Source organism: Brevundimonas sp. (assembly GCF_030704825.1).
GTDB lineage: Bacteria > Pseudomonadota > Alphaproteobacteria > Caulobacterales > Caulobacteraceae > Brevundimonas.
This window is the reverse complement of record NZ_JAUYNX010000014.1, coordinates 327310-347468: the sequence shown is the minus strand read 5'-3', so window position 1 is coordinate 347468 and position 20159 is coordinate 327310. Positions and strand designations below refer to the sequence as shown.

Annotated in this window: 21 protein-coding genes; 12 read left to right on the top strand and 9 right to left on the bottom strand. The window is 70.0% G+C overall.

What is annotated here, in order from left to right:
- The first annotated feature begins 429 nt into the window (after positions 1-429).
- From Q8Q71_RS07070 to Q8Q71_RS07065, 3 genes are all read left to right on the top strand, one after another.
- Positions 430-1305, top strand: coding sequence for a class I SAM-dependent methyltransferase (locus Q8Q71_RS07070; RefSeq protein WP_305758921.1), 876 nt, complete (start codon positions 430-432; stop codon positions 1303-1305).
- 120 nt (positions 1306-1425) lie between these two features.
- Positions 1426-1620, top strand: a complete 195-nt coding sequence (locus tag Q8Q71_RS17215; RefSeq protein WP_366873035.1) for a substrate-binding domain-containing protein — start codon at positions 1426-1428, stop codon at positions 1618-1620.
- Between the two features lie 53 nt (positions 1621-1673).
- On the top strand, positions 1674-3161 hold the full coding sequence (locus Q8Q71_RS07065; RefSeq protein ID WP_305758920.1) for a murein L,D-transpeptidase: 1488 nt from the start codon (positions 1674-1676) through the stop codon (positions 3159-3161).
- A 407-nt stretch (positions 3162-3568) separates the two neighbouring features.
- Here Q8Q71_RS07065 and Q8Q71_RS07060 read toward each other — a convergent pair whose 3' ends face one another.
- Positions 3569-5119 carry a site-specific integrase gene (locus tag Q8Q71_RS07060; protein WP_305758919.1) on the bottom strand — a complete coding sequence of 517 codons (1551 nt, stop codon included), beginning with the start codon at positions 5117-5119 and terminating at the stop codon, positions 3569-3571.
- Positions 5120-5566: 447 nt separating this feature from the next.
- Between Q8Q71_RS07060 and Q8Q71_RS07055 the strand changes: the two genes are divergently transcribed.
- From Q8Q71_RS07055 to Q8Q71_RS07035, 5 genes are read left to right on the top strand one after another with little or no spacing between them, the layout of a single operon-like run.
- Positions 5567-5815 (top strand): MoaD/ThiS family protein, encoded by a 249-nt coding sequence (locus tag Q8Q71_RS07055; protein WP_305758918.1) that lies wholly within the window; start codon positions 5567-5569, stop codon positions 5813-5815.
- Between the two features lies 1 nt (position 5816).
- Entirely contained in the window at positions 5817-6287 is a 471-nt protein-coding gene (locus tag Q8Q71_RS07050; protein WP_305758917.1) for a molybdenum cofactor biosynthesis protein MoaE, read from the top strand.
- Entirely contained in the window at positions 6287-6826 is a 540-nt protein-coding gene (gene moaB, locus Q8Q71_RS07045) for a molybdenum cofactor biosynthesis protein B (protein ID WP_305759018.1), read from the top strand. The genes Q8Q71_RS07050 and moaB overlap by 1 nt, the downstream gene beginning before the upstream one ends.
- Positions 6823-7314 carry a cyclic pyranopterin monophosphate synthase MoaC gene (moaC, locus tag Q8Q71_RS07040; RefSeq protein ID WP_305758916.1) on the top strand — a complete coding sequence of 164 codons (492 nt, stop codon included), beginning with the start codon at positions 6823-6825 and terminating at the stop codon, positions 7312-7314. The genes moaB and moaC overlap by 4 nt, the downstream gene beginning before the upstream one ends.
- Positions 7311-8498: a molybdopterin molybdotransferase MoeA gene (locus Q8Q71_RS07035; protein ID WP_305758915.1), complete on the top strand. Its 1188-nt coding sequence runs from the start codon at positions 7311-7313 to the stop codon at positions 8496-8498. The genes moaC and Q8Q71_RS07035 overlap by 4 nt, the downstream gene beginning before the upstream one ends.
- A 51-nt stretch (positions 8499-8549) precedes the next feature.
- On the opposite strand, the gene modC is transcribed toward Q8Q71_RS07035, so the two are convergent.
- From modC to Q8Q71_RS07010, 5 genes are all read right to left on the bottom strand, one after another.
- Positions 8550-9614 (bottom strand): molybdenum ABC transporter ATP-binding protein, encoded by a 1065-nt coding sequence (gene modC / locus Q8Q71_RS07030; protein ID WP_305758914.1) that lies wholly within the window; start codon positions 9612-9614, stop codon positions 8550-8552.
- On the bottom strand, positions 9614-10309 hold the full coding sequence (gene modB / locus Q8Q71_RS07025) for a molybdate ABC transporter permease subunit (RefSeq protein ID WP_305758913.1): 696 nt from the start codon (positions 10307-10309) through the stop codon (positions 9614-9616). The genes modC and modB overlap by 1 nt, the downstream gene beginning before the upstream one ends.
- A gap of 9 nt (positions 10310-10318) precedes the next feature.
- A complete protein-coding gene (gene modA / locus Q8Q71_RS07020) occupies positions 10319-11128 on the bottom strand; it encodes a molybdate ABC transporter substrate-binding protein (RefSeq protein ID WP_305758912.1) in 810 nt (269 codons plus the stop codon).
- A 95-nt stretch (positions 11129-11223) separates the two neighbouring features.
- Positions 11224-11952, bottom strand: a complete 729-nt coding sequence (locus Q8Q71_RS07015; protein WP_305758911.1) for a PepSY domain-containing protein — start codon at positions 11950-11952, stop codon at positions 11224-11226.
- A gap of 13 nt (positions 11953-11965) precedes the next feature.
- Positions 11966-12430, bottom strand: a complete 465-nt coding sequence (locus Q8Q71_RS07010) for a DUF411 domain-containing protein (RefSeq protein ID WP_305758910.1) — start codon at positions 12428-12430, stop codon at positions 11966-11968.
- 259 nt (positions 12431-12689) lie between these two features.
- Between Q8Q71_RS07010 and Q8Q71_RS07005 the strand changes: the two genes are divergently transcribed.
- The 4 genes from Q8Q71_RS07005 to Q8Q71_RS06990 all read left to right on the top strand — a co-directional run bounded on the left by Q8Q71_RS07005 (position 12690) and on the right by Q8Q71_RS06990 (position 14525).
- Complete coding sequence (locus Q8Q71_RS07005) at positions 12690-12965, top strand: hypothetical protein (protein ID WP_305758909.1); 276 nt, start codon at positions 12690-12692, stop codon at positions 12963-12965.
- Positions 12962-13402, top strand: a complete 441-nt coding sequence (locus Q8Q71_RS07000; RefSeq protein ID WP_305758908.1) for a Spy/CpxP family protein refolding chaperone — start codon at positions 12962-12964, stop codon at positions 13400-13402. The genes Q8Q71_RS07005 and Q8Q71_RS07000 overlap by 4 nt, the downstream gene beginning before the upstream one ends.
- A gap of 8 nt (positions 13403-13410) precedes the next feature.
- Complete coding sequence (locus tag Q8Q71_RS06995) at positions 13411-13989, top strand: RNA polymerase sigma factor (RefSeq protein ID WP_305758907.1); 579 nt, start codon at positions 13411-13413, stop codon at positions 13987-13989.
- Between the two features lie 131 nt (positions 13990-14120).
- The gene (locus tag Q8Q71_RS06990) at positions 14121-14525 is read left to right on the top strand and encodes a copper resistance protein CopC (protein WP_305758906.1); all 405 of its coding nucleotides are present in this window, start codon (positions 14121-14123) and stop codon (positions 14523-14525) included.
- Between the two features lie 95 nt (positions 14526-14620).
- Here the strand turns inward: Q8Q71_RS06990 and Q8Q71_RS06985 are convergent, their stop codons facing one another.
- From Q8Q71_RS06985 to Q8Q71_RS06975, 3 genes are all read right to left on the bottom strand, one after another.
- A complete protein-coding gene (locus Q8Q71_RS06985) occupies positions 14621-15844 on the bottom strand; it encodes a copper resistance protein B (RefSeq protein ID WP_305758905.1) in 1224 nt (407 codons plus the stop codon).
- Positions 15841-17598 (bottom strand): copper resistance system multicopper oxidase, encoded by a 1758-nt coding sequence (locus Q8Q71_RS06980; protein ID WP_305759017.1) that lies wholly within the window; start codon positions 17596-17598, stop codon positions 15841-15843. The genes Q8Q71_RS06985 and Q8Q71_RS06980 overlap by 4 nt, the downstream gene beginning before the upstream one ends.
- A 124-nt stretch (positions 17599-17722) precedes the next feature.
- On the bottom strand, positions 17723-20071 hold the full coding sequence (locus tag Q8Q71_RS06975; protein ID WP_305758904.1) for a heavy metal translocating P-type ATPase: 2349 nt from the start codon (positions 20069-20071) through the stop codon (positions 17723-17725).
- Positions 20072-20159: the final 88 nt, after the last annotated feature.

Sequence of the window (20159 nt, the reverse complement as noted above, 5' to 3'; positions counted from 1 at the left end):
GGGATTATGAAACCATCTGGCCGGAGATCTGAACACCTGTGGTCGCCTATGCGTTTGGGGCGTGCTCGAACTCGCCGGGAGCTGAAGAAGCCCGTATACCGCCAGACGGCCGCAGGCAGAGTCAGGGCTGGCCATCGGGGAGGATCACGACCATGTCGTTCGCTCAATCGGGTCTCGCGTCGGTCATGGCCAGCAGCCTGACCGCCTGTTCGGTATCATCGTTCCGGCCCGACCTTGAGCGATTGGGGTTTTGGGAAGGGGAATGATCATGGAGCTCGCCCGTGATGATCCTTGGCCTGATGCCCCCTGTCGGCCGGAATGTTTAACCGCGCCTGACCCGTCCGCCGCGGGGCGGACCGGTCAGCGGCCGCCATTCGGCGCGTCACGGGGTCTGACCGCGCCCCGCAGCCTCTTCACAGGAAGACCAACATGTCGGATACGGCCCCGGGCCTGACCCTCATCCCTCACGCCCCCGAGCCTGGTGAGGACTGGGCAGGCGAAATGGGCGCGCGCTGGGTCACCCATCTCGACACATTCGAGGGGATGATCGCCCCGATCGGCGAGGCCCTGCTCGCCCGAGCCGCCCTCGCACCGGGCGAACGGGTCGTCGACATCGGGTGCGGAGGCGGCGCCACGACACTCGCGGCCGCCCGCGCGGTCGCGCCGGACGGAACTGCACTGGGGCTGGACATCTCGCCGGTCCTGTTGCGCCGGGCCCGTCAGCGAGCGGCTGAGGCCGGCGCGATCGATGTAGCCTTCGTCTGTGCCGACGCCGCGGCGGTCCAGCTGGACGCGGTCCCCTTCGACCGGATGATCTCGCGTTTTGGCAGCATGTTCTTCCCGGAGCCCTATCCGGCCTTCGCCAATCTACGCGGCATGATCCGGCCCGGTGGCCGGCTGGATCTGGCCGTCTGGGCCGCGCCCCGCGATAATCTCTGGATGGCCGCCATGGTCGCGATCATGCGCCGCTATATCGATCTGCCACGCCCGGAACCGCGGACCCCCGGCCCCTTCGCCTTCGAGGACACCGAATATCTGGGCGACGTCCTCGCGACGAATGGGTTCTCCGAGATCGAATTCGAGACCTGGAGTGGCGATCTGCCGTTTGGCGGCCCAGGCGCCACGCCGGATCAGGCCGTCGCCTTCGCCCTTGACGGCATGGCATTCCGGAACCGGATCGCAATGATCGAACCAGACTCGGTCACGCGGCTTTCTCGCGACCTCATGGACCTGTACGCTGATCGCCACACCCCGAACGGAGTCATGATGCCGGCCAAGGTCTGGCTCGTCAGCGCCCGGACGTGAACGCGCGTCACGATTGGCAGCCGCGCGGACGGGCGACGGGCCCGCGGGGCCCGCAATGGCTGGACCAGGCCAGGACAGACGGCGACCTGATCTTCTTCGGCTCGGAGATGATGATGACGGATATCATCACCGCCTTGGACGGTCGCATCCGCGCCGAGACCTGGCCGACGCGTCGAGGTTGCGGAGCCATATCGGATCTATCGGGACGCGGGCGCGGTCGTGACCGCAGGCGGCCACCAGGATCCGGACGCCCAGCCCTTCCTTGACTTCCTGAAGTCCGAAGACGGCGCAGCCATCTTTGCGCGCTGGGGCTGACGGACCCGCCAACCTTAAGGCTGCCATAAGGTTGGCGACGCGGTGTCGGTCGCATGGCCGCACACCGCTCCCCCCTCCTGAACCGCAGAATCCTGCTGGCCTCGCTGCTGGCGCCCGGCCCGTCATGGGCCCAGACCGGGATGCCGGCCGGCTCATCAGTCCAACGACTGGCGACAGATTTCTACGCCGCACGCGGCGGCCGCCGCTCCGCCTGGTCCGGCCCGGCGCGCCAGGAGGCGATCCGGGCTCTGGCCCTGGCCGACCGGCACGGCCTTCCGGCGCCGGACGGTCTGGCTCTGGACGAAGCCGAACTCACCCGGGCCATCCTAACCCTGGCCGAGGCGCTGGCGCACGGGCGGGTCGATCCGGCGACGGTCGAGACCTTGTGGGAGATGGATCGAAACCATATCGATACGCCGCCGCTTCTGGCGAAGGCCGTCGAAGACGGGACGCTGATTGAGACCATGGCCGGCCTCGCGCCCCAGGATCGGGGCTACCAGGGCCTGTGCGACGGCTTCCTCCGCTACCGAGGCATCGCCGATCGCGGCGGCTGGCCCGCCTTCGCCCTAGGCGCGACGATCGAACCCTTCGCTTCCGACCCGCGTATCCCCGCCATCCTGCCGCGCCTGCGGGTGGAGGGCGACCTGAGCGATGCGGCGGCCTCGATGCTGTACCCTTCAGCCGTCGAATACGGGTCGGTGCTGCAGGAGGCTGTTCGGGCCTTTCAGGTCCGCCATGGCCTGGAGGCGGACGCCCGCATCGGCCCGGCGACACAGCGGGCCCTGTCGATCTCCGCCGAGGACCGGGCCCGCCAGATCGCGTTGAACCTGGAACGCCGCCGCTGGCTCAAGCGGGACGTGGCGCCGGAGCGGATCGAGGTCAACACCGCCGCCTCCATCATGGTCTACTGGAAGGACGGGCGGCCGGTGCATTCCATGCGGGTCGTAACGGGCGACGCCGATAATCCGACGCCCAGCCTTGAGCGGCCGTTCGCCTCGGTCGTCGCCAATCCGCCCTGGACAGTGCCCACCTCCATCGCCCAGCGGGAAATCCTGCCGCGCGGCCCAGCCTATATGCGGGCGAACAACATGACGATCCAGAACGGCATGGTAGTCCAGCGCGCGGGCCCCAACGCCGCCCTGGGTCAGGTCAAGTTCGAGCTCCAGGACAGCTACGCCATTTTCCTGCACGATACCCCCTCGCGCGGGGCGTTCGACCAGAGCTTCCGCCATCTCAGCCACGGATGCGTGCGGGTGCAGGACGCCGTGGGCTTCGCCCGCCTGCTGCTGGCGCCCGACCCCGATCGGCTCGCCCGCTTCGATGAGGCGCTGGACAGCGGCCGAACCGTCCGTGTGGCGACCGGGCGACCGATCGACGTGCGCTTGCTGTACTGGACCGCCTTCCTCGACGGACAGGGCCGTGTCGCCTTTCGTGAGGACATTTATCGGCGCGACGCCCGGCTGGCCGAGGCTCTGGGCATCGCGCTGCGCCTGCCGCGACCCGACGACCGGCGCGCCGATGCGAACGATGTCGGCCCCTAGCGACGGTTTGGTCCTGCGGCGGCCCCATCGACCGGGGCGTCCACTGTCACGTCCAGTTGCTGGCCGTCTACGACGGCTACGGCTCCTGCCCCTCACGGTCGAACGTGGCAAGATCGTGCTGGGCGAGTGCGGTTGTCGCGGCAAGCTGATGCCCAGCTTCATCAATGGCCTCTCGACGGCACCCAACCAACCCGGCTGGCGTGGCGCCTCACGGCCCAGGCCCTGCCCGAGTCCACTGGCTGGACATGCTGAAGGGCCCCGAGAGGATGGCGGATCCCGAGCACGTCGAACCTGCACTACAGCTCAAACGCGCGACGGCCTGAGCCCGATCATGGACCCCAAAATCGGTCGTCCGAAGATCCCAGTCGATTCAAAAGCGGCAACACGCGCCCACTCGAGAGCGCTCGTCACCGAAACCCGCTGATCCAGCGCTCGACCTCGACCTTCTGTCCGCTCCGCGCAAGATCGAGGCCCGCTTTGGCCAGGATGTCCATGTGCGACGCCGCGATATCGGATCGGCGAGCCATGGCCATGCAGATTAAGAATACGGCCTGGTCCAAGTCGCCGGCCGCAATCAGTCGAAGGGCCCGGGCCTTGGCCGCCTCGACCTCCGACTCAGACCGAGCCGCCGGCGTGTCGAGGTATCTGCCCGCGTTTTCGGTTATAGGCGCCGGTGATCCCGTCAGATGTCCGGCCCACGCCGCCAAGGCCGACCGCTTTTCCGGCAGATAGGTGTGGCGATCGTACACGCCGGTGACAGCGGCGCCCTCGTTAGCCGAATGTCCCAGGACCAGACCGACGACGAAACGGGTGACGCCGTAGCGGCCGGTCAGGGTGGTCGCGCCCGACCGCCGTACGTCATGCGGAGAGCCGACCGCAATTTTTCGGCGGGCGCAGGTGCGGGCGAAAGCGCGCGTGATGGCGTGGGGATCCAGATGTTGGTCGGGCGCCCGGGCTGAGGGAAATACAAACGGACTTTTCGGATCGAGCGCGAAAGCCTCCTCGAGAACGGTCAGGCAATCCGGCCCGAGGGGCACGACGTGCTGATGCTTCGCCTTGGCCCGGGTCGACGGGATGATCCAGACCCTGGCGGCGAGGTCGAACTCCGTCTTGAGAGCGCCGGCGACCTCATTGCGGCGGGTCAGGGTCAGCATCAGAAGCTGGATCGCCAGCCCCATCACCGGCTCGAGGCGCGCATGGACTCCGGCGGTCTTTTCGCCCGGCGCTCTCGGCGTGCTGGCTTCCTCTGCCGCCCGCCAGAGCACCCCTAGCGCGGCGTCGTCGAACATCCGCTCCCGGGATGTCAGGGCGAGCGGTCGGGCAAGACCGGCGGCGACGTTCGATTCCAGCCTTTCTTCGAGAACGCCGAACCCGAGCACGGCGTGCAGGACGCCTCCGATCGACGCGACGCTCGCCGCCGACAAGCCCTTCTCGGTGACCAAGGTGCGCATGAACGCCTTGACGTCGGCGCGCCGGATGTCGGTGAAGTCGCGACCGCCAAGCGGACCCTGAATATGGTTTTTCCAGACGCTGCGCTCATTCTTGATAGTGACCGCGCGCTTCGGTTTGCGCCGGCCGCCGTGCAAGCCGACCTCCGCGGCCGTCCAGTAGGCTTCGGCGAGTTGGTCGAGCGTGTCGCCGGCCTTCGCCTGCTCGCGCGCCCGTTCCCGGGCTGCCGTCCGCTCGCCGACGGGGTCCAGTCCTTCGTGCACCGCGACGCGCATCGTCGCGGCCTTCGCCCTGGCTTCGGCGAGTGAGAGATCCGGATAGAGCCCCACCACCAGACGTCTGCGCTTGCCGCTCGCGGTGAGGTAACGAAGTTCGAACTGCTTGGACGATGACGGATAGACGCGAAGGCTCAGGCCGCGGCTCCCGCCGATCCTCATTTCGTAGGGCGCCGCCGCCGGCCTGAGCGCCGAAATCTGACGGTCGGTGGTAAGCTGGATGGAAGCGCCCATGAACCCTTCCCGGCGATGGAGAACCCTGCAAATGGGATCACCAGCCTAGCGGATAGTGGGGCGGTAGTGGGGCATTTTTGGCAGCACTCGCTGAATAACGCTGAAATGCAGAAAAATTGCGAAGCGAGCAATTTCAACGTTTTATATCTCTCTTGAAATGTAATGAAACGCCCTGAAATGGCTCTTGAGGCGATTCACACCGAGGGGGTCACAGGTTCAATCCCTGTCGCATCCACCATTCCCTTCAGGGGCGCGGCGGTCCGACCCGCGCCGGCTCCCGCGAGGTCCTCCGGAACAGCCTGGCCGATCCGGAGACTCCGTTCCCGGAATCCTGTCACGATCCGGCCTGGCGCCGCCCTCCGGAGCCGCGCCCGCCCCCGGCGGCGGAATTGCGCGGCGCGTGGGTCGATGCTGAACTCGCCCGGGCGGCCTGAAACGGAGACGACCATGACCCGCATCCTGTTCTTCGGCCGTGTCGGCGAAAGACTGGGCCCCGAGGGACGCCTCGACCTGCCGGCCGAAGGACTGACCGTCCGGGAGATCCGCCGCCTGCTGGCGGGGCGCGACGAGGTCGCCGCGGACGCCCTTCTGCGTCCGGATGTCCGCGCCTCGGTCGACCTGGTCGTGGTCGGCGAGGACGACCGGGCCCGGCCGGACCAGGAGATCGCCTTCTTCTCCCTTTTCTCTGGAGGCTGAGATGGCCCTCGACGTCAGACTGGTGTCCGGCCCCCTGTCCCCCGCCGCCGAGCTCGAGGCCTTTCTCGCCGGTCGAACGGGCGACGGCGCGGTGGTGACCTTCACCGGCCTGGCCCGGGATGTGGGCGCCGACGGCTCGGTCGTCGACGCTCTCACCCTGGACTGGTATCCGGGCATGACCGAGCGCTCGATGCGCGATATCGCCGAGGCCGCAGCGGCGCGGTTTCCGGTCCGGGACCTGGTCGTGGCGCACCGCTGCGGCGACATCGTCCCGGGCGAGACCATCGTCTTCGTCGCCGCCGCGGCGGCGCACCGGCGCGCGGCGTTCGCGGCGGCCGACTATCTGATGGACAGGCTCAAGACCGAGGCCGCATTCTGGAAGCGCGAGACCGGCCCGGCCGGCGTCCGCTGGATCGAGCCGGTGGACGAGGATCGCGCCGCCGCGGCGCGCTGGAAGGACGAGACGCCATGATGGCCGGAAGAATCGACGAGTCGCTGCCGTTTCACCCGCTGAATATCGCGGTGCTGACCATCTCGGACACCCGCGACGAAACCACCGACACCTCGGGAGGGCTGCTGGTCGAGCGGCTGACTTCGGCCGGGCATGTGCTGGCCGGCAAGGCCATCGCCCCCGACGAGGTCGACGCCATCCGGGACCAGCTCGCGGTCTGGATCGCGGACCCGGCCGTGGACGTGGTGCTGACCACGGGCGGCACCGGCTTTTCGCCCCGCGACGTGACGCCCGAGGCCGTCAAGCCGCTGTTCCGGCGGGAGATGGAAGGCTTTTCCGTGGTCTTCCACCTCGCCAGCCTCGGCACCGTCGGCGTGGCGACCCTGCAGTCCCGGGCCGTGGCCGGCCAGGCCGGGGACACCTTCATCTTCTGCGTTCCGGGATCGACCGGCGCCTGCCGCGACGCCTGGGACCGGGTGCTGGCCGAGGAGCTGGACAGCCGCTTCCGGCCCTGTTCGCTGGTCGGGCAGATCCCGCGCTTCCGGGGCATCTGCCCGTGAGCGCCCTGACCCACCTCGACGACGCCGGCCGCGTGCGCATGGTCGACGTCGGCGACAAGATCGCGACGGAGCGTCGGGCCGTCGCCGAGGGACGGGTGATCTGCGCGCCCGCGACCCTCGCCCTGGTGCGTGACGGCCAGGCCCCCAAGGGGGCGGTGATCACGACCGCCGAACTGGCCGGAATCATGGGGGCCAAGCGCACCGCCGATCTGATTCCGCTGTGCCATCCGCTGGGCCTGGACAAGGTCTCGGTGACGGTGGCGCTTGACGAGGCCCTGCCGGGCTTCATCGTCACGGCGGAAGCGCGGGTCAGCGGCCCCACCGGGGTCGAGATGGAGGCCCTGACCGCCGTTTCGGTCGCCTGTCTCACCCTGTACGACATGCTCAAGGCGGCCGACCGCGGCATGGTCATCAGCCAGGTCCGGCTCCTGTCCAAGTCCGGCGGACGCTCGGGCGACTGGAGCGTGGGCGACGGAAGCGGACTGTGATCGATTTCGATACGGCCCTGGCCCTGGTCCTGAACGAGGCCCGGCCCCTCCCGTCCGAGAGGGTGGCGCTGGAGGCCGCCGGCGAACGGGTCCTGGCGGCCGACCTGAGGGCGCGGGGCGACGCGCCCCGCACGGCGGTGTCGGCCATGGACGGCTACGCCGTGCGCGAGGCCGATCTGGCCACCCTGCCGGCGCGATTGCCCATCGCGGCGGTCGCCTTCGCGGGACGGGGCGATGTCCCCGTCCTGCCCCGCGGGGCCTGCGTGCGGGTCTTCACCGGAGGACCGACCCCGCACGGGGCCGACCGGGTCGTGGTCCAGGAGATCGTCGGCCGCGACGGCGATGACGCCCTGTTCGAGGTCCCGCCGGGACCGGGGCGCCATATCCGCGCGGCCGGATCGGATTTCCGGGCGGGCGACATCATGCTTCCGGCCGGGACCGTCCTCGGCTTCCGCGCTATGGTCGCCGCCGCCGCGGCCGATGTCGCCGCCCTGTCGGTCGTGCGTCGACCCCGCGTCGCCATCCTGGGCACGGGCGATGAGCTGGCGGAACCGGGGCAGGCGCTGGAGACGCCCGGCGGGATTCCGGACAGCGTCTCGTTCGGCGTCGCCGCCCTGGCGCGACGGCACGGCGCCGACGTGGTCGCCCGCCGCCGACTGAGCGATACGCCCGAGGTGCTGGAGGCCGCCGCCGGCCGCGCGCTCGACGAGGCCGATCTGGTGGTGGTCACGGGCGGGGCCTCCGTCGGGGAGAAGGACCATGCCCGCGCCATGTTCGCCCCCTTCGGTCTCGACCTGATCTTCTCGAAGGCGGCGATCAAGCCCGGCAAGCCGGTCTGGTTCGGACGGGTCGGCGGCGCACTGGTCCTGGGCCTGCCCGGCAACCCGACCTCGGCCCTGGTCACCGGCAGGCTGTTCCTCGCGCCGCTGGTCGCGGGGCTGGCGGGCCGGGATCCGGCCACGCTGCTGACCTGGCGGGACGCGACCCTGACCACCCCGCTGAAGCCCTGCGGAGATCGGGAGACATTCGAGCGCGGCCGTCTGGTCGACGGCGGCGTCGCGGCCCTGGACGTCCAGGACTCAGCGACACAGAAAGCCCTGGCGACAGCCGACGTCCTGATCCGCCGCCGCGCCGGAGCGCCCGCCCTCGGCGCGGGCGACACCGCCATCGTCCTGGACTTCTGACCTGGGTCAGAGGAACCGGCGGGCTCCATCGCCACCGGAGGCGGACAACGGTCAGGCGTAGCGGGCCGCGGCGGTCGCCTTGACCAGGGCGATCACCCGCGTCCCGGGCGCCAGGCCCAGCTGTTCGCTGGCCTGCCGGGTGATCAGCGCCTTCAGCCTCAGTCCGCTCGCTTCCAGCCGCGCCAGGACTCCGTCGGCCCGCATCTCGAGGGCTGAGATCCGCATGGGCAGCCGGTTCTGAAAACTGGCGTCGACCGGCTCGGTCAGGGCGAGGGCGACGTCGCGGGCGTCGACGACGACCCGCAGCCGCTCGCCGGGAGGCACGTCCAGAAGCGGCGACAGAAACGGGATTCCGCCCAGATCGATCCGGCTGGCGTTCCCCGCCGGATCGTGCGCGGTCACCCGTCCGTTGAGGATGGACAGGGGCGCGCTGAGCCCGGCCGCGGCCTCCGCTTCCGGTCTGTCGAACGCCGCGTCCGGCGGCTCCGCCCCCAGGGCCCGGCCATCCCCGACCAGCACCACCCGATCCGCGAGGCGCGCGACCTCCTCGACGGAGTGGCTGACATAGAGGATGGGCGGCCCGTCGCGGGCCAGTCGGTCCAGCCAGGGCAGGATGTCGCCGCGTCGGGCGCCGTCCAGCCCCGCCAGCGGCTCGTCGAGGATGAGCAGGCGGGGTCGGGTCAGCAGGGCCCGTCCGATCGCGACCCGACGGGCCTCTCCGCCCGAAAGGGTCCCCGGCGCGCGGTCCAGCAGGGTCCCGAGCCCCAGCAGGGCCGCCGTCTGGTCCAGGGCGGGATTCCGGTCACGCGCCCGGCGCGCGCCATACAGCAGATTGTCGCGCACGGTCATGTGCGGGAAGAGACGCGCGTCCTGGAACACATAGCCGATGCGCCGTTTCCAGGCCGGAACCGAGAGGCCGGCGTCGCTGTCGAACACGGCCTCCCCGTCCAGCCGTATCCGGCCGCGCACGGGACGGATCAGACCGGCGACCAGATCGGCCACCGTGGTCTTGCCTGCCCCCGAGCGACCGAACAGGCAGGTGATGCGGGCGTCGCTCGAAAACCCGACCTCGATCGAGAAATCCTCGCGGGCGACAAGGGCCGAAACCTCGAGCATCACCGCGTCCCCCCTATGCGACGCGACGCCGCCCGCGCGCCCCACTCCGAGACGAGGAGCGCGCCGATCGACACCCCGACCGAGATCAGGACCAGTCGGAGCGCCGCCGCATCGCCGCCGGGAACCTGGGTCAGGCCGTAGATGGCGAGCGGCAGGGTGCGGGTCTCGCCGGGTATGCTGGCGACGAAGGTGATGGTGGCGCCGAACTCGCCCAGGGCCTTGGCGAAGGCCAGCACCGTCCCGGCCGCGACCCCGGGCAGGGCGAGCGGCAGGGTGATGGTCAGAAAGCGGATGAAAGGCCTCGCCCCCAGGGTCTCCGCCGCGCGTTCGATCCGGGGATCGACCATGTCGAACGACAGCCGCACGGCCCGCACCAGCAGCGGAAAGCCCATGATCGCGGCCGCCAGCGCCGCGCCGGTCCAGTCGAAGGCGAAGACGATTCCCATCGGCTCAAGCAGGCGGCCCAGGGGTCCGTTGCGGCCGAAGAGCAGCAGCAGGGCATAGCCCGTCACCACCGGCGGCAGGATCAGCGGAAGATGGGTGAGCCCCGACAGGAGGGCCTTGCCCGGGAAGCGGGCCCGGGACAGCAGGTAGGCCACGGCGATTCCCGGCGGCAGGCTGAACAGCGTCGCCGTCGCCGCGACCTTCAGCGAAAGGCCGATGATCTGTTGTTCCTCGGGGCTGAGCGCGAACATCCAGACCCCTCAGACAGGCGCAGGCACGAAGCCGAAGCGCTGGAACAGGGCCTGCCCCCCGGCGCCGGCGAGGACATCCAGAAAGGCCCGCGCGCCCTCCGGGTCGCCCGCTCCATCCCGCCGTCGGATCGGCGCCGCCGGATAGACGATCGGCGCGTGGCTGGCGGCGGGAATCTCCGCCACCACCCGGACCCGCGGCTCCACGCGGGCGTCGGTGGCGTAGACCAGGCCCAGCGGGGCCTCGCCTCGCGCCACCAGGGCCAGGGCGGCCCGGACGTCGGCGGCCGGCGCCAGACGGTCCCTGACCCCCGGCCACAGGTTCAGATGGATCAAGGCCTCGCGCCCGTAGCGGCCGGCCGGAACCGTGGTCTCGGCGATCGCCAGCCGGCCGTCGCCCAGCCGTCGTCCGAAGGCGGCGGGCGAGGTCAGGTCCACAGCAGCCCCGGGCGCCGAGACCGGAGCGATCAACACCAGCCGGTTGGCGGCGAGCCGACGTCGGGCGGCGGTCTCGATCAGGCCACGCTGGTCCAGCCAGTCCATCCAGGCCTCGTCGGCCGGGATGAACAGGTCGGCCGGAGCGCCCTGGGCGATCTGGCGGGCCAGCTGGGCGCTGCCGGCGTAGGTCGTCCGGACGATCGTGCCGGAGCGCCGCCCGTGCCCGGCGACGGCCGCATCCAGCACCTCGCGCAGGCTGGCCGCCGCGAACACGTCGATTGGCGCCGATGCGGCGGGGCGCCGGGGCGCGCAGGCGGTCAGGGTCGCGGCCGCGAACAGCAACAACCCGGTTCGCCGTCCGATGCCCGTCTCCGCCTTCGCCATCGATCCGCGCCCCTGTCCGTGCCCAGCCGACCCGGGTTCGTGGCCGCCGACCAGCATGGCCTTGTCCGTCGGCCGCGCAAGGTCCCGGCGGCGCGTCACTCCGACCGGGCGACGCGCCGCGCCGCCCGCAACGTCTTCAGGTCCCTGGCCAGCCGGATCCACAGAAGGATGAACCCCGAAACGACGATGCTCAGCGTCAACGCCGTGGTGATGATGATCAGGGGGTGATTGAAATCCTCGCCGTCGTTCCAGTCCATGACATGGAGACGCCAGAAGAAGTCGAAGAGGCGCCAGACGCCGGAGCGGCGGGTCACCACCTCGGCCGTGGCCGGTGACAGGTAGAAGCTGGTCTTTTCGCGGTCGGCGAAATCCACGCGCCAGAGCGGTCCGGTTCGTCCCGTCTCCTCGGGCGCCTCGCGCAGGAAGGCGACGCCGGATACCTCGGCCGTTCCCCGATAGGCGCGCCTGGCGAAGGCCGAGGCTTCCACGGCCGACAGGGGACCGAAGGGCCGACCGGTCAGGGCGGATACGACGATCGGCTCGCCGCTGGCCGGCTTCAACGTCCAGGCGGGTCCGCGAGGCGTGTTGCGCAGCTCCGCCTGCGCGGGGGCGACGCCGGCCTGCCGGGCGATATCGTCGAGCGGCGGCAAGGCGGCGAGCGCCAATGGGACCGGAGGCTGCTCGGCCACCCGGTGTTCGCTGCGGACCGTCTCGATCGGAATGGCCGTCATCACCAGACCGCCGCCGACCCAGAACAGGACCTGAAGGCCGACCACGAGCGCGATCCACTTGTGCAGCTGGGTCGAGAGCCGGAGCATCTGCATTCCTCGACCTTCCTCAGCCGTGGCGCGCGAAGACACGCGTTCCGCCGCCCCTGAGGATCAGCAGGGTCTCATAAGGTCCTCCCTGACCGTCGGGCGTCTCCATGCCGGGAGCCCCCGGCGGCATGCCTGGCACGGTGAGACCCACGGCCTGCGGACGTTCGGCCAGAAGCCTGCGCGCGTCTCCGGCCGGCACATGACCCTCCAGGACATAGCCGCCGACCACGGCCGTGTGGCAGGAGGCGAGCGTATCGGGCACGCCATGGGCGCCGCGTATGGAGCGGAGGTCGGGAAGTTCGTTTATCCGCACATCGAAGCCCGCGCCGCGCATGTGATTCACCCACGCGGTGCAGCAGCCGCAGGTCGGGGTCTTGTACACCACGAGTTCGGTCGGCGGGCGCCTTGCCGGCGCGCAGGCGGCGGCGGTGACCGCACCGGCTCCTCCGGCCAGAAGCGCGCGGCGCGAAAGCGGGACAATCATCGATCTCATGGGTCCTCGGGCGAGCGGGATGTTAAAGGCTTCTATGGACGCCGGGGAGCGGTCAGGCGGCGTTACGGGAGGGTCGGATCAAAGAGTGATAGAGGTCGAAACTCCAGCCGTCACCTCGCTTGCGGGATTGGGGCTCATGGCCGTTCCGGTCCCCGTCCCCTTTGCTGGTACCCACCGAAGGGGTCGTCCCCCTCGCCCGAGGGATCGGGCGGGTTTCAGCGTAGTAGGATCAGGGGCGAAGGAGAAATCGATGACGCATGATCTGGATGATATTCTGACGGCGTCAGCGGCCGCCGGTCCGTCGCCTGACGGGCTCGAGGCGCTGGTCTGGAGCCGCGTCGAGGTGCTCCGCGGTGAAAGACTTGCTTCACAGCTGCGGCTGGGCGCCGTCGCCCTGGCCCTGGCCACCGGTCTGGCCGTAGGCGGCGTCGGCGCGGTCGCCGCACCCAGACCGCCCGGGGACATGGCCATCTTCACGGTCGGTGCGGATCTGTCGCCGCTGACGGGACTGGGGAGCAGTCGATGATGCGCGGCTGGCGGGCGATCGCCCTGACGGCCGTTCTCGCGGCGGTCGCCAGCGGCGCCGGCACCTGGATCAGCGCCAGCTGGGTGCTGAGCCGGCGCGAACCGCCGTCCCTGCACGACATCGTGCACCATGACCTCAAGCTGTCGCCCGGCCAGGTGACCCGGATCGAGGCGGTCGAGGCCCGGTTCGCGGCGCGCCGGCCCGCGCTCGAAGCCGAGGTCCGCGCGGCGAACCGGGAACTCGCGCGGGCGATCGAACAGAGCGAGGGCGACAGTCCGCAGGTCCAGGCCGCCGTGGATCATTTCCATGCCGCGATGGGCGCGCTGCAAAAGGAGACCATCGCCCACGTTTTCGAGATGCGGTCCGTGCTGACGCCCGCCCAGGCCGAAGTCTTCGACGACCGCATCGTCGCGGCCCTCGCGCCCGACGAAGGCTAGCGGTTCGGGTGGAGAGTCCAGCGGACCTGTCAGCCCGCGCCGCCGGCGGCGACCGTGCGGCCTTCAGCGAGTTGATGCGGCAGACGACGGCCGCCCTGTTCCGTCTGGTCCGGCGTTATGTCGGCGACGAAGAGGAGGCCCTGGATCTGTTGCAGGACACCTATGCGGCGGCCTGGATCAACATTCGCCGCTACGATCCGGCACGGCCCTTCGAGGTCTGGATCCGGACCATCGCGCTCAACAAATGCCGGGACTGGAGTCGTCGTCGGTTCGTGCGACGGCTCATCCGGGGGAGCGTCGAACTGTCGTCGCCCGAAGCCATGGCCGTGTCGGACGGAACCAGATCGGCGGAGGAGCGGATGGAGATCGGCGTCCGGCTGGCCCGGCTGAACACGGAAATGAGTCGCTTGCCGCCGCACCTCAAGGCTCCGCTGCTGCTCACGGCGATCGAGGGTCGCAGTCAGGCGGAAACGGCGGGCATTCTGGGCGTTTCCGTCAAGGCGGTAGAAACCCGTGTGGCGCGCGCCCGTCGCAGGCTGTCCGACGCCCTGTGCGACGCGGCCGCCGTCCGGATCGTCGCGGATTGATCGGGTCGGCGGTCCGGCCGATCGCGTCGGCGGCGAGGGTTGACGCCCGCGCCCGCGTATTCAGTCAAGAGGCCGCCCGCCCATCCGATGGCCGGCCCCAGGCAACAGTCGCGTAAACAGGAGGTCTCCCCATGAACCGTTCAACCCTCGCCGGCCTGGTCGCCCTGGCTGTGCTCACGCCCTCGGTCGCCCGGGCCCAGGACCATTCCCACGCCGGCATGTCGCCGCAGGATCACGCCGCCATGCAGGCCGCGCCCGCGGCGACCGGCGTCACCACCACGCCGGCGGACAACGCCATGCTGGCCGCCGCCCCGGCGGCCTTCTCCGTGACCTTTCCGCACGCGATGACCCTGACGTCGCTCAGGTTGACCGGTCCCCAGACGGTCGAGGTGGCCGTGTCCGCCGACGCCGCGCCGGCCACAACGGTCAGCGCGCCCCTGCCCGCCCTGGCGCCCGGGTCCTGGTCCGCCGCCTGGACCGCCAGGGGCGCCGATGGCCACGAGATGAGCGGCGTCGTCCGGTTCATGGTCCACTGAGGGGGGGCAAGCCGATGTGAAAATGCGCCGCGCAGCCTGCTGTGCGGCGTATTTCGTCGTCGACCGACTCTACGGGCTGAACCGCTCGCCCGCCGCTAGAACCAGGCCCGAATCCCGACGACCAGCCGGGTGTCTTCCGAACTCCGGCCGTCGGCCTCCAGAAAGTCCGCCGTATCGCCGAAGCTCCGGGTCCATTCGACCCCGACATAGGGCGCGAACTCCTTGCGGAGCTCATATCGCAGCCGGGCCCCGATCTGGAGCGACGACAGGCCGGATCCGATCGAGAGCTCGGGGATGTCTTCAGCCGACAGCAGGATTTCGGCCCGGGGCTGGACGATCCACCGGTTGGTGATCCGCTGGTCGTATTCGGCCTGGGCCCGGGCCGTGAGTTCGCCCTTGCTGGACAGGAAGGCGGCGGCGTCGACCTCGAACCAGTGGGGAGCCAGCCCCTGAACGCCGAGGACCAGATCGGTCCGGTCGCCATCCGGCCGCCAGGTCTGGCTCAGGCCGGCCTGTACGTCGAAGAAGGGTCGGAAAGCCCGGCTGTAGAGGGCCTGGATCCCCGCTTCCTCGAGGTCGCCCCCGAAGTCGCCCTCCCCTTCCGATTTCCACCAGAAGCGGTTGATGTCGCCGCCGCTCCAGCCCTGGGCGTCCCAGGCGTATCCGTCCCCGTCCTCCCCGAACGCTGCTTCCAGCTGGTCAACGACGACCGCCGTCGTCCGCACGTCCCCGTGCTCGAGCCGCAGCTGCGCGCGGGCCGCCGCCATTTCGGCGGGGTCGAACAACAGGTCCGCGGCGTGGGTCGGCCCGCCTGTCGCGCCCGGCGGAACGGGATCTTCCGGCGGGCGTCCCGGATTGTCCGCGCTGGTCGGTACGTCGGGCGGCATGGCCGCGCCCGACATATCGTGGCCAGCATGATCGGAGGCGGCGCCCTGAGCCGGCGGCGCCTGCCCCATCATGGACATGTCGTGCCCCGCGGGCATCGCCGGAGCGGGCGGGGTCTGGCCCATCGTCGACATGTCATGACCGGCGTGGCCGGACGCCGCCGCCGGAGCGTGCTGCCCGTGGCTCATGGTCGACATGTCGTGGGTCTGAGCCGGCGGGCGGGCCGGGACCGCGCCCGTCGGGCACGTCGGCGCGCCGGCGGCGCCGACCCGGGATTCATCGGCCGTGGGGGAGCCGCGCGCTACGCAACCCTCCGGGAGCGCCTGCCGAGCCGGCGCGGGCATGACGTGCCCGGCGTGGCTCTGGGCCAGCGCGGGCGTGCCGGCCGCCGAGGCCGCGACGAGGACCAGGGGAAGGATCGCGAGCGTCTTCACGACGCGGCTCCTTCCATCGGACGGACGGTGACGACGTTGAACATCCCGGCATGCATGTGCAGCAGCAGATGACAGTGGAAGGCCCAGTCGCCCGGGTTGTCGGCGGTCAGGTCGAAGCTGACCTTGCCGCCCGGCGGAACGTTGACCGTGTGCTTGAGCGGCTGGTGACCGGCCGGCCCCCCGGTGACCAGTTCGAAAAAATGGCCGTGCAGGTGGATCGGATGCGCCATCATCGAGTCGTTGACCAGGGTCACGCGCACCCGTTCGTTCCGCTCGAACCGGATCGGCTCGACCAGTTCGCTGAATTTGCGCCCGTCGAAGCCCCACATGAACCGCTCCATGTTTCCGGTCAGGTGGATTTCCATCGTCCGGGACGGCGGTCGCTGATCCTTGTTGGGCTGAAGCGACACCAAGTCGGTGTAGACCAGGACGCGGTGATCGACGTTCGCGAGACCGATCGGCCGCTCGCCGAGGCGATTGGCGGGGTCCATGGCGATCATGTCCACCCCGACGCCGACCGCCATGTCCGGCGGGGCGTTTTCCGGGTCGCGCATGTTCATGCCGGCCATGGAGCCGCCCGGTGAGGGAACCGCGGCGCCGTGATCCATGCCCGCCATGGCGCCGTGATCCATTCCACCCATGCCGCCCATGCCCATGTCGCGCATGGTCAGGTTCGGGACCTCGCGCAACGGCGGAACCTCGGCCGTCATGCCGAGACGCGGCGCCAGGGTGGCGCGACCCATGCCCGAGCGGTCGATGGCCTCGGTAACGATGGTGTAGGCCCGGTCCTCCGTCGGCGTGACGATCACGTCATAGGTCTCGGCGACCGAAATCTGGAACTCGTCGATCTCGACCGGGCGCACGTTCTCGCCGTCCGCCTGCACCACCGTCATCGGCAGGCCGGGGATACGGACGTTGAAGATCGACATGGCCGAGGCGTTGATGATGCGCAGCCGCACCCTCTCGCCTGGCCGGAACAGGCCGGTCCAGTTCTCCCGCGGCCCGTGTCCGTTGATCAGATAGGTGTAGGTCGAGCCGTTGACGTCGAGAATGTCGCGCGGATCCATCCGCATCCCGCCCCACATCCGGCGCTCCTCCAGGCTCATGCGGTCGCCGCCGTCCAGCAGGCCGGCCAGGGTGGTGCGCTGCCGGTTGAAGTAGCCGGGACTCTTCTTGAGTTTCTCGAATATCTCGTGGGGGTGCATGAAGCTCCAGTCCGAGAGGACCAGGACATGCTCGCGATCGTAACCGACCGGATCGGCGCCGGCCGGATCGATGACGATGGGCCCATAGTGGCCGAGCGCCTCCTGAAGGCCGGAGTGGCTGTGGTACCAGAAGGTGCCCGATTGCCGGACCGGAAACTCGTAGACGAAGGTTTCGCGCGGGCGGATGCCGGGAAAGCTGACGCCCGGAACGCCGTCCATCTGGAACGGGAGCAGAATCCCGTGCCAGTGGATCGAGGTGTCCTCGTCGAGCTGGTTCGTCACCGCCAGACGGGCATTCTGGCCCTCGCGAAGGCGGAGCACCGGGGCCGGGAGCACGCCGTTGATCGTCGTCGCCATGGCGGTGCGCCCGTTCACGGCGAAGGGCGTGTGTCCCACCGTCAGGTCGATATTCGGGCCGGTCAGGGTGGGCAGATCGGATCGCAACCCCGGCGAACCGGTCTGCGCCCAGGCGGGCGCCAAGCCCTGCAGACCCGCGAGACCGCCTCCGGCGACGGCGGCGCGCAGCAGCGCTCGACGATCCAGGTTCATGGAATACTCCTGAAAGACATGATCGCGCCGCGGTGCGCCGACGATCTGCAGGGATTTACGCACGCGACACGGCCGGCCCTCGCGACATGCCGCCGCGAATCCGACTTCGCCGAAGGACCGGCCCTCAAAGCCTGACGGCCCGAAGGCGCAGCGCATTGCCGACGACGCTGACGGACGACAGCGCCATGGCCAGGGCCGCCAGGGCCGGCGACAACAACAGGCCGAAAACCGGATACAGCAGGCCCGCCGCGATCGGGATGCCAAGCGTATTGTAACCGAAGGCGAAGACGAGGTTCTGGCGGATATTGCCCATTACCGCCTTCGACAATTTGCGGGCCCGGACGATGCCCTGAAGGTCGCCGCCCAGCAGGGTGACGCCCGCGCTCTCGATCGCCACATCCGAGCCGGCCCCCATGGCCACGCCGACGTCGGCGGCGGCCAGGGCCGGGGCGTCGTTCACCCCGTCGCCGGCCATGGCCACGATCCGGCCCTCGGCCCGCAGCCGCTCGACCACCGCCGCCTTGTCTTGCGGCAGAACCTCGGCCTGGACGTCGTCGATGCCGAGCCGGCGCGCCACGGCCTCGGCCGTCGTGCGATTGTCGCCCGTCATCATCACAAGGCGCAGTCCCGCCGCCTTCAGATCGCGGATGGCCTGGGCGGTCGTCGCCTTGACCGGGTCGGCGATGCCCAGGACGCCGGCCGCCGCACCGTCCACGACCACGAAGATGGCGGTTGCGCCCTCCTGACGAAGCGCCTCGGCCTCGCCTTCGAGCGGCGCAATATCGACGCCGATCTCCCTGAGGTAGCGACCGTTGCCGAGCGCCACGCGGCGCCCGTCGACCACGCCCGTGACGCCGCGTCCGACCGGGCTGTCGAACCCGGACGCCTCCGAGAGCGCGAGTTTCCGTTCGGTCGCGGCGCGGACGATGGCGTCGGCCAGGGGATGCTCGCTGCTGCGCTCCAGGCTGGCGGACAACCTCAGAAGCTCCCTCTCGTCGAAACCGGCGGCGGGCCGGATCGCCGTGACCGAAGGCCGCCCCTCGGTCAGGGTGCCGGTCTTGTCGAGCACCAGGGTGTCGACCTTCTCGAAGCGCTCCAGCGCCTCGGCGTTCTTGATCAGCACCCCGCCGCGGGCGCCGCGTCCCACGCCGACCATGATGGAGATCGGCGTCGCGAGGCCCAGGGCGCAGGGGCAGGCGATGATCAGCACGGAAACCGCGGCGACGAGGGCGTAGGACAGGCGCGGCTCGGGCCCGGCCAGGCCCCAGACGACAGCCGCGAGAACCGCGATCGCGATCACGGCCGGGACAAACCAGCCCGACACCTGGTCGGCCAGACGCTGGATGGGCGCGCGGCTGCGCTGGGCCTGGGCGACCATCTGGACGATCCGGGCCAGAAGGGTGTCGGCGCCGACCTTGTCGGCCCGCATCACGAACGAGCCGGTCCTGTTGAGCGATCCGGCGACGACCCTGTCCCCGACCTCCCTGGTCACCGGCATGGATTCTCCCGTGACGAGCGACTCGTCGATGGTCACCCGGCCGTCCAGGATCTCGCCATCGACCGCCACCTTCTCCCCGGGCCGAACGCGCAGTCGGTCCCCGACGGCGACCAGGTCGAGCGTGACGTCCTCGTCGCCGCCGTCCTCCCGCACCCGCCGCGCGGTTTTCGGAGTCAGGTCCAGCAGCGCCCGGATAGCGCCGGACGTCTGTTCGCGCGCCCGCAACTCCAGGATCTGACCCACCAGAACGAGGACGACGATAACGGCCGCCGCCTCGAAATAGACAGGCGCGCTGCCGTCCATTCGCCGGACCGCCGCAGGGAACAGGTCCGGAGCCAGGACCGCGACCACGCTGTAGATCCAGGCCGCGCCGACGCCGAGGGCGATCAGGGTGAACATGTTGAGGCTGCGGGTGCGGATCGACGCCCGGCCCCGCTGGAAGAAGGGCCAGCCGGCCCACAGCACCACCGGCGTCGCCAGGGCGAACTGGATCCAGTTGTTCGTCTGGCCCGGAATTCGCATCGCCAGTCCGGTCAGATGGCCGCCCATCTCCAGCGCGAGCAGCGGCAGGGTCAGCGCCAGGCCGAGCCAGAAGCGGCGGGTGAAATCGATCAGTTCGTGATTGACCGGCGCCTCGGCGGTGACCGTCTCCGGTTCCAGCGCCATGCCGCAGATCGGGCACGAGCCCGGGCCCTCCTGACGCACCTGCGGATGCATCGGGCAGGTGTAGATCGCTCCCGGAACCACAGGCGCGGACCGAGGTTTTTCTCCGAGGTATCGACCCGGCTCGGCGACGAATTTGGTCCGGCAGCCCGCGGAGCAGAAGACGTAGTCCTGGCCCTCATGGGCGATCCGATGCGTCGCGGTCGCCGGATCAACAGTCATGCCGCAGACCGGATCGACCGCCCCGCCGCCGCTGTCGGCCGGCGAGGAGCCGTCGTGACAGGCCGGATGCGAGTGCGAGGGCGTGGACATGACGGGCTCCTTGAACGACCCGATGCCAAATATACCCCAATAGGGTATCGCGCAAGATACCGTCGTAGGGTATATGGAACGGCCGGAA

Coding starts and splice junctions, on each gene's coding strand:
- Q8Q71_RS07070 (WP_305758921.1), top strand. CDS start 430: ATGTCGGATACGGCCCCGGGCCTGACCCTCATCCCTCACGCCCCCGAG.
- Q8Q71_RS07065 (WP_305758920.1), top strand. CDS start 1,674: ATGGCCGCACACCGCTCCCCCCTCCTGAACCGCAGAATCCTGCTGGCC.
- Q8Q71_RS07060 (WP_305758919.1), bottom strand. CDS start 5,119: ATGGGCGCTTCCATCCAGCTTACCACCGACCGTCAGATTTCGGCGCTC.
- Q8Q71_RS07055 (WP_305758918.1), top strand. CDS start 5,567: ATGACCCGCATCCTGTTCTTCGGCCGTGTCGGCGAAAGACTGGGCCCC.
- Q8Q71_RS07050 (WP_305758917.1), top strand. CDS start 5,817: ATGGCCCTCGACGTCAGACTGGTGTCCGGCCCCCTGTCCCCCGCCGCC.
- moaB (WP_305759018.1), top strand. CDS start 6,287: ATGGCCGGAAGAATCGACGAGTCGCTGCCGTTTCACCCGCTGAATATC.
- modC (WP_305758914.1), bottom strand. CDS start 9,614: ATGCTCGAGGTTTCGGCCCTTGTCGCCCGCGAGGATTTCTCGATCGAG.
- modB (WP_305758913.1), bottom strand. CDS start 10,309: ATGTTCGCGCTCAGCCCCGAGGAACAACAGATCATCGGCCTTTCGCTG.
- modA (WP_305758912.1), bottom strand. CDS start 11,128: ATGGCGAAGGCGGAGACGGGCATCGGACGGCGAACCGGGTTGTTGCTG.
- Q8Q71_RS07015 (WP_305758911.1), bottom strand. CDS start 11,952: ATGCAGATGCTCCGGCTCTCGACCCAGCTGCACAAGTGGATCGCGCTC.
- Q8Q71_RS07010 (WP_305758910.1), bottom strand. CDS start 12,430: ATGATTGTCCCGCTTTCGCGCCGCGCGCTTCTGGCCGGAGGAGCCGGT.
- Q8Q71_RS07005 (WP_305758909.1), top strand. CDS start 12,690: ATGACGCATGATCTGGATGATATTCTGACGGCGTCAGCGGCCGCCGGT.
- Q8Q71_RS07000 (WP_305758908.1), top strand. CDS start 12,962: ATGATGCGCGGCTGGCGGGCGATCGCCCTGACGGCCGTTCTCGCGGCG.
- Q8Q71_RS06990 (WP_305758906.1), top strand. CDS start 14,121: ATGAACCGTTCAACCCTCGCCGGCCTGGTCGCCCTGGCTGTGCTCACG.
- Q8Q71_RS06980 (WP_305759017.1), bottom strand. CDS start 17,598: ATGAACCTGGATCGTCGAGCGCTGCTGCGCGCCGCCGTCGCCGGAGGC.
- Q8Q71_RS06975 (WP_305758904.1), bottom strand. CDS start 20,071: ATGTCCACGCCCTCGCACTCGCATCCGGCCTGTCACGACGGCTCCTCG.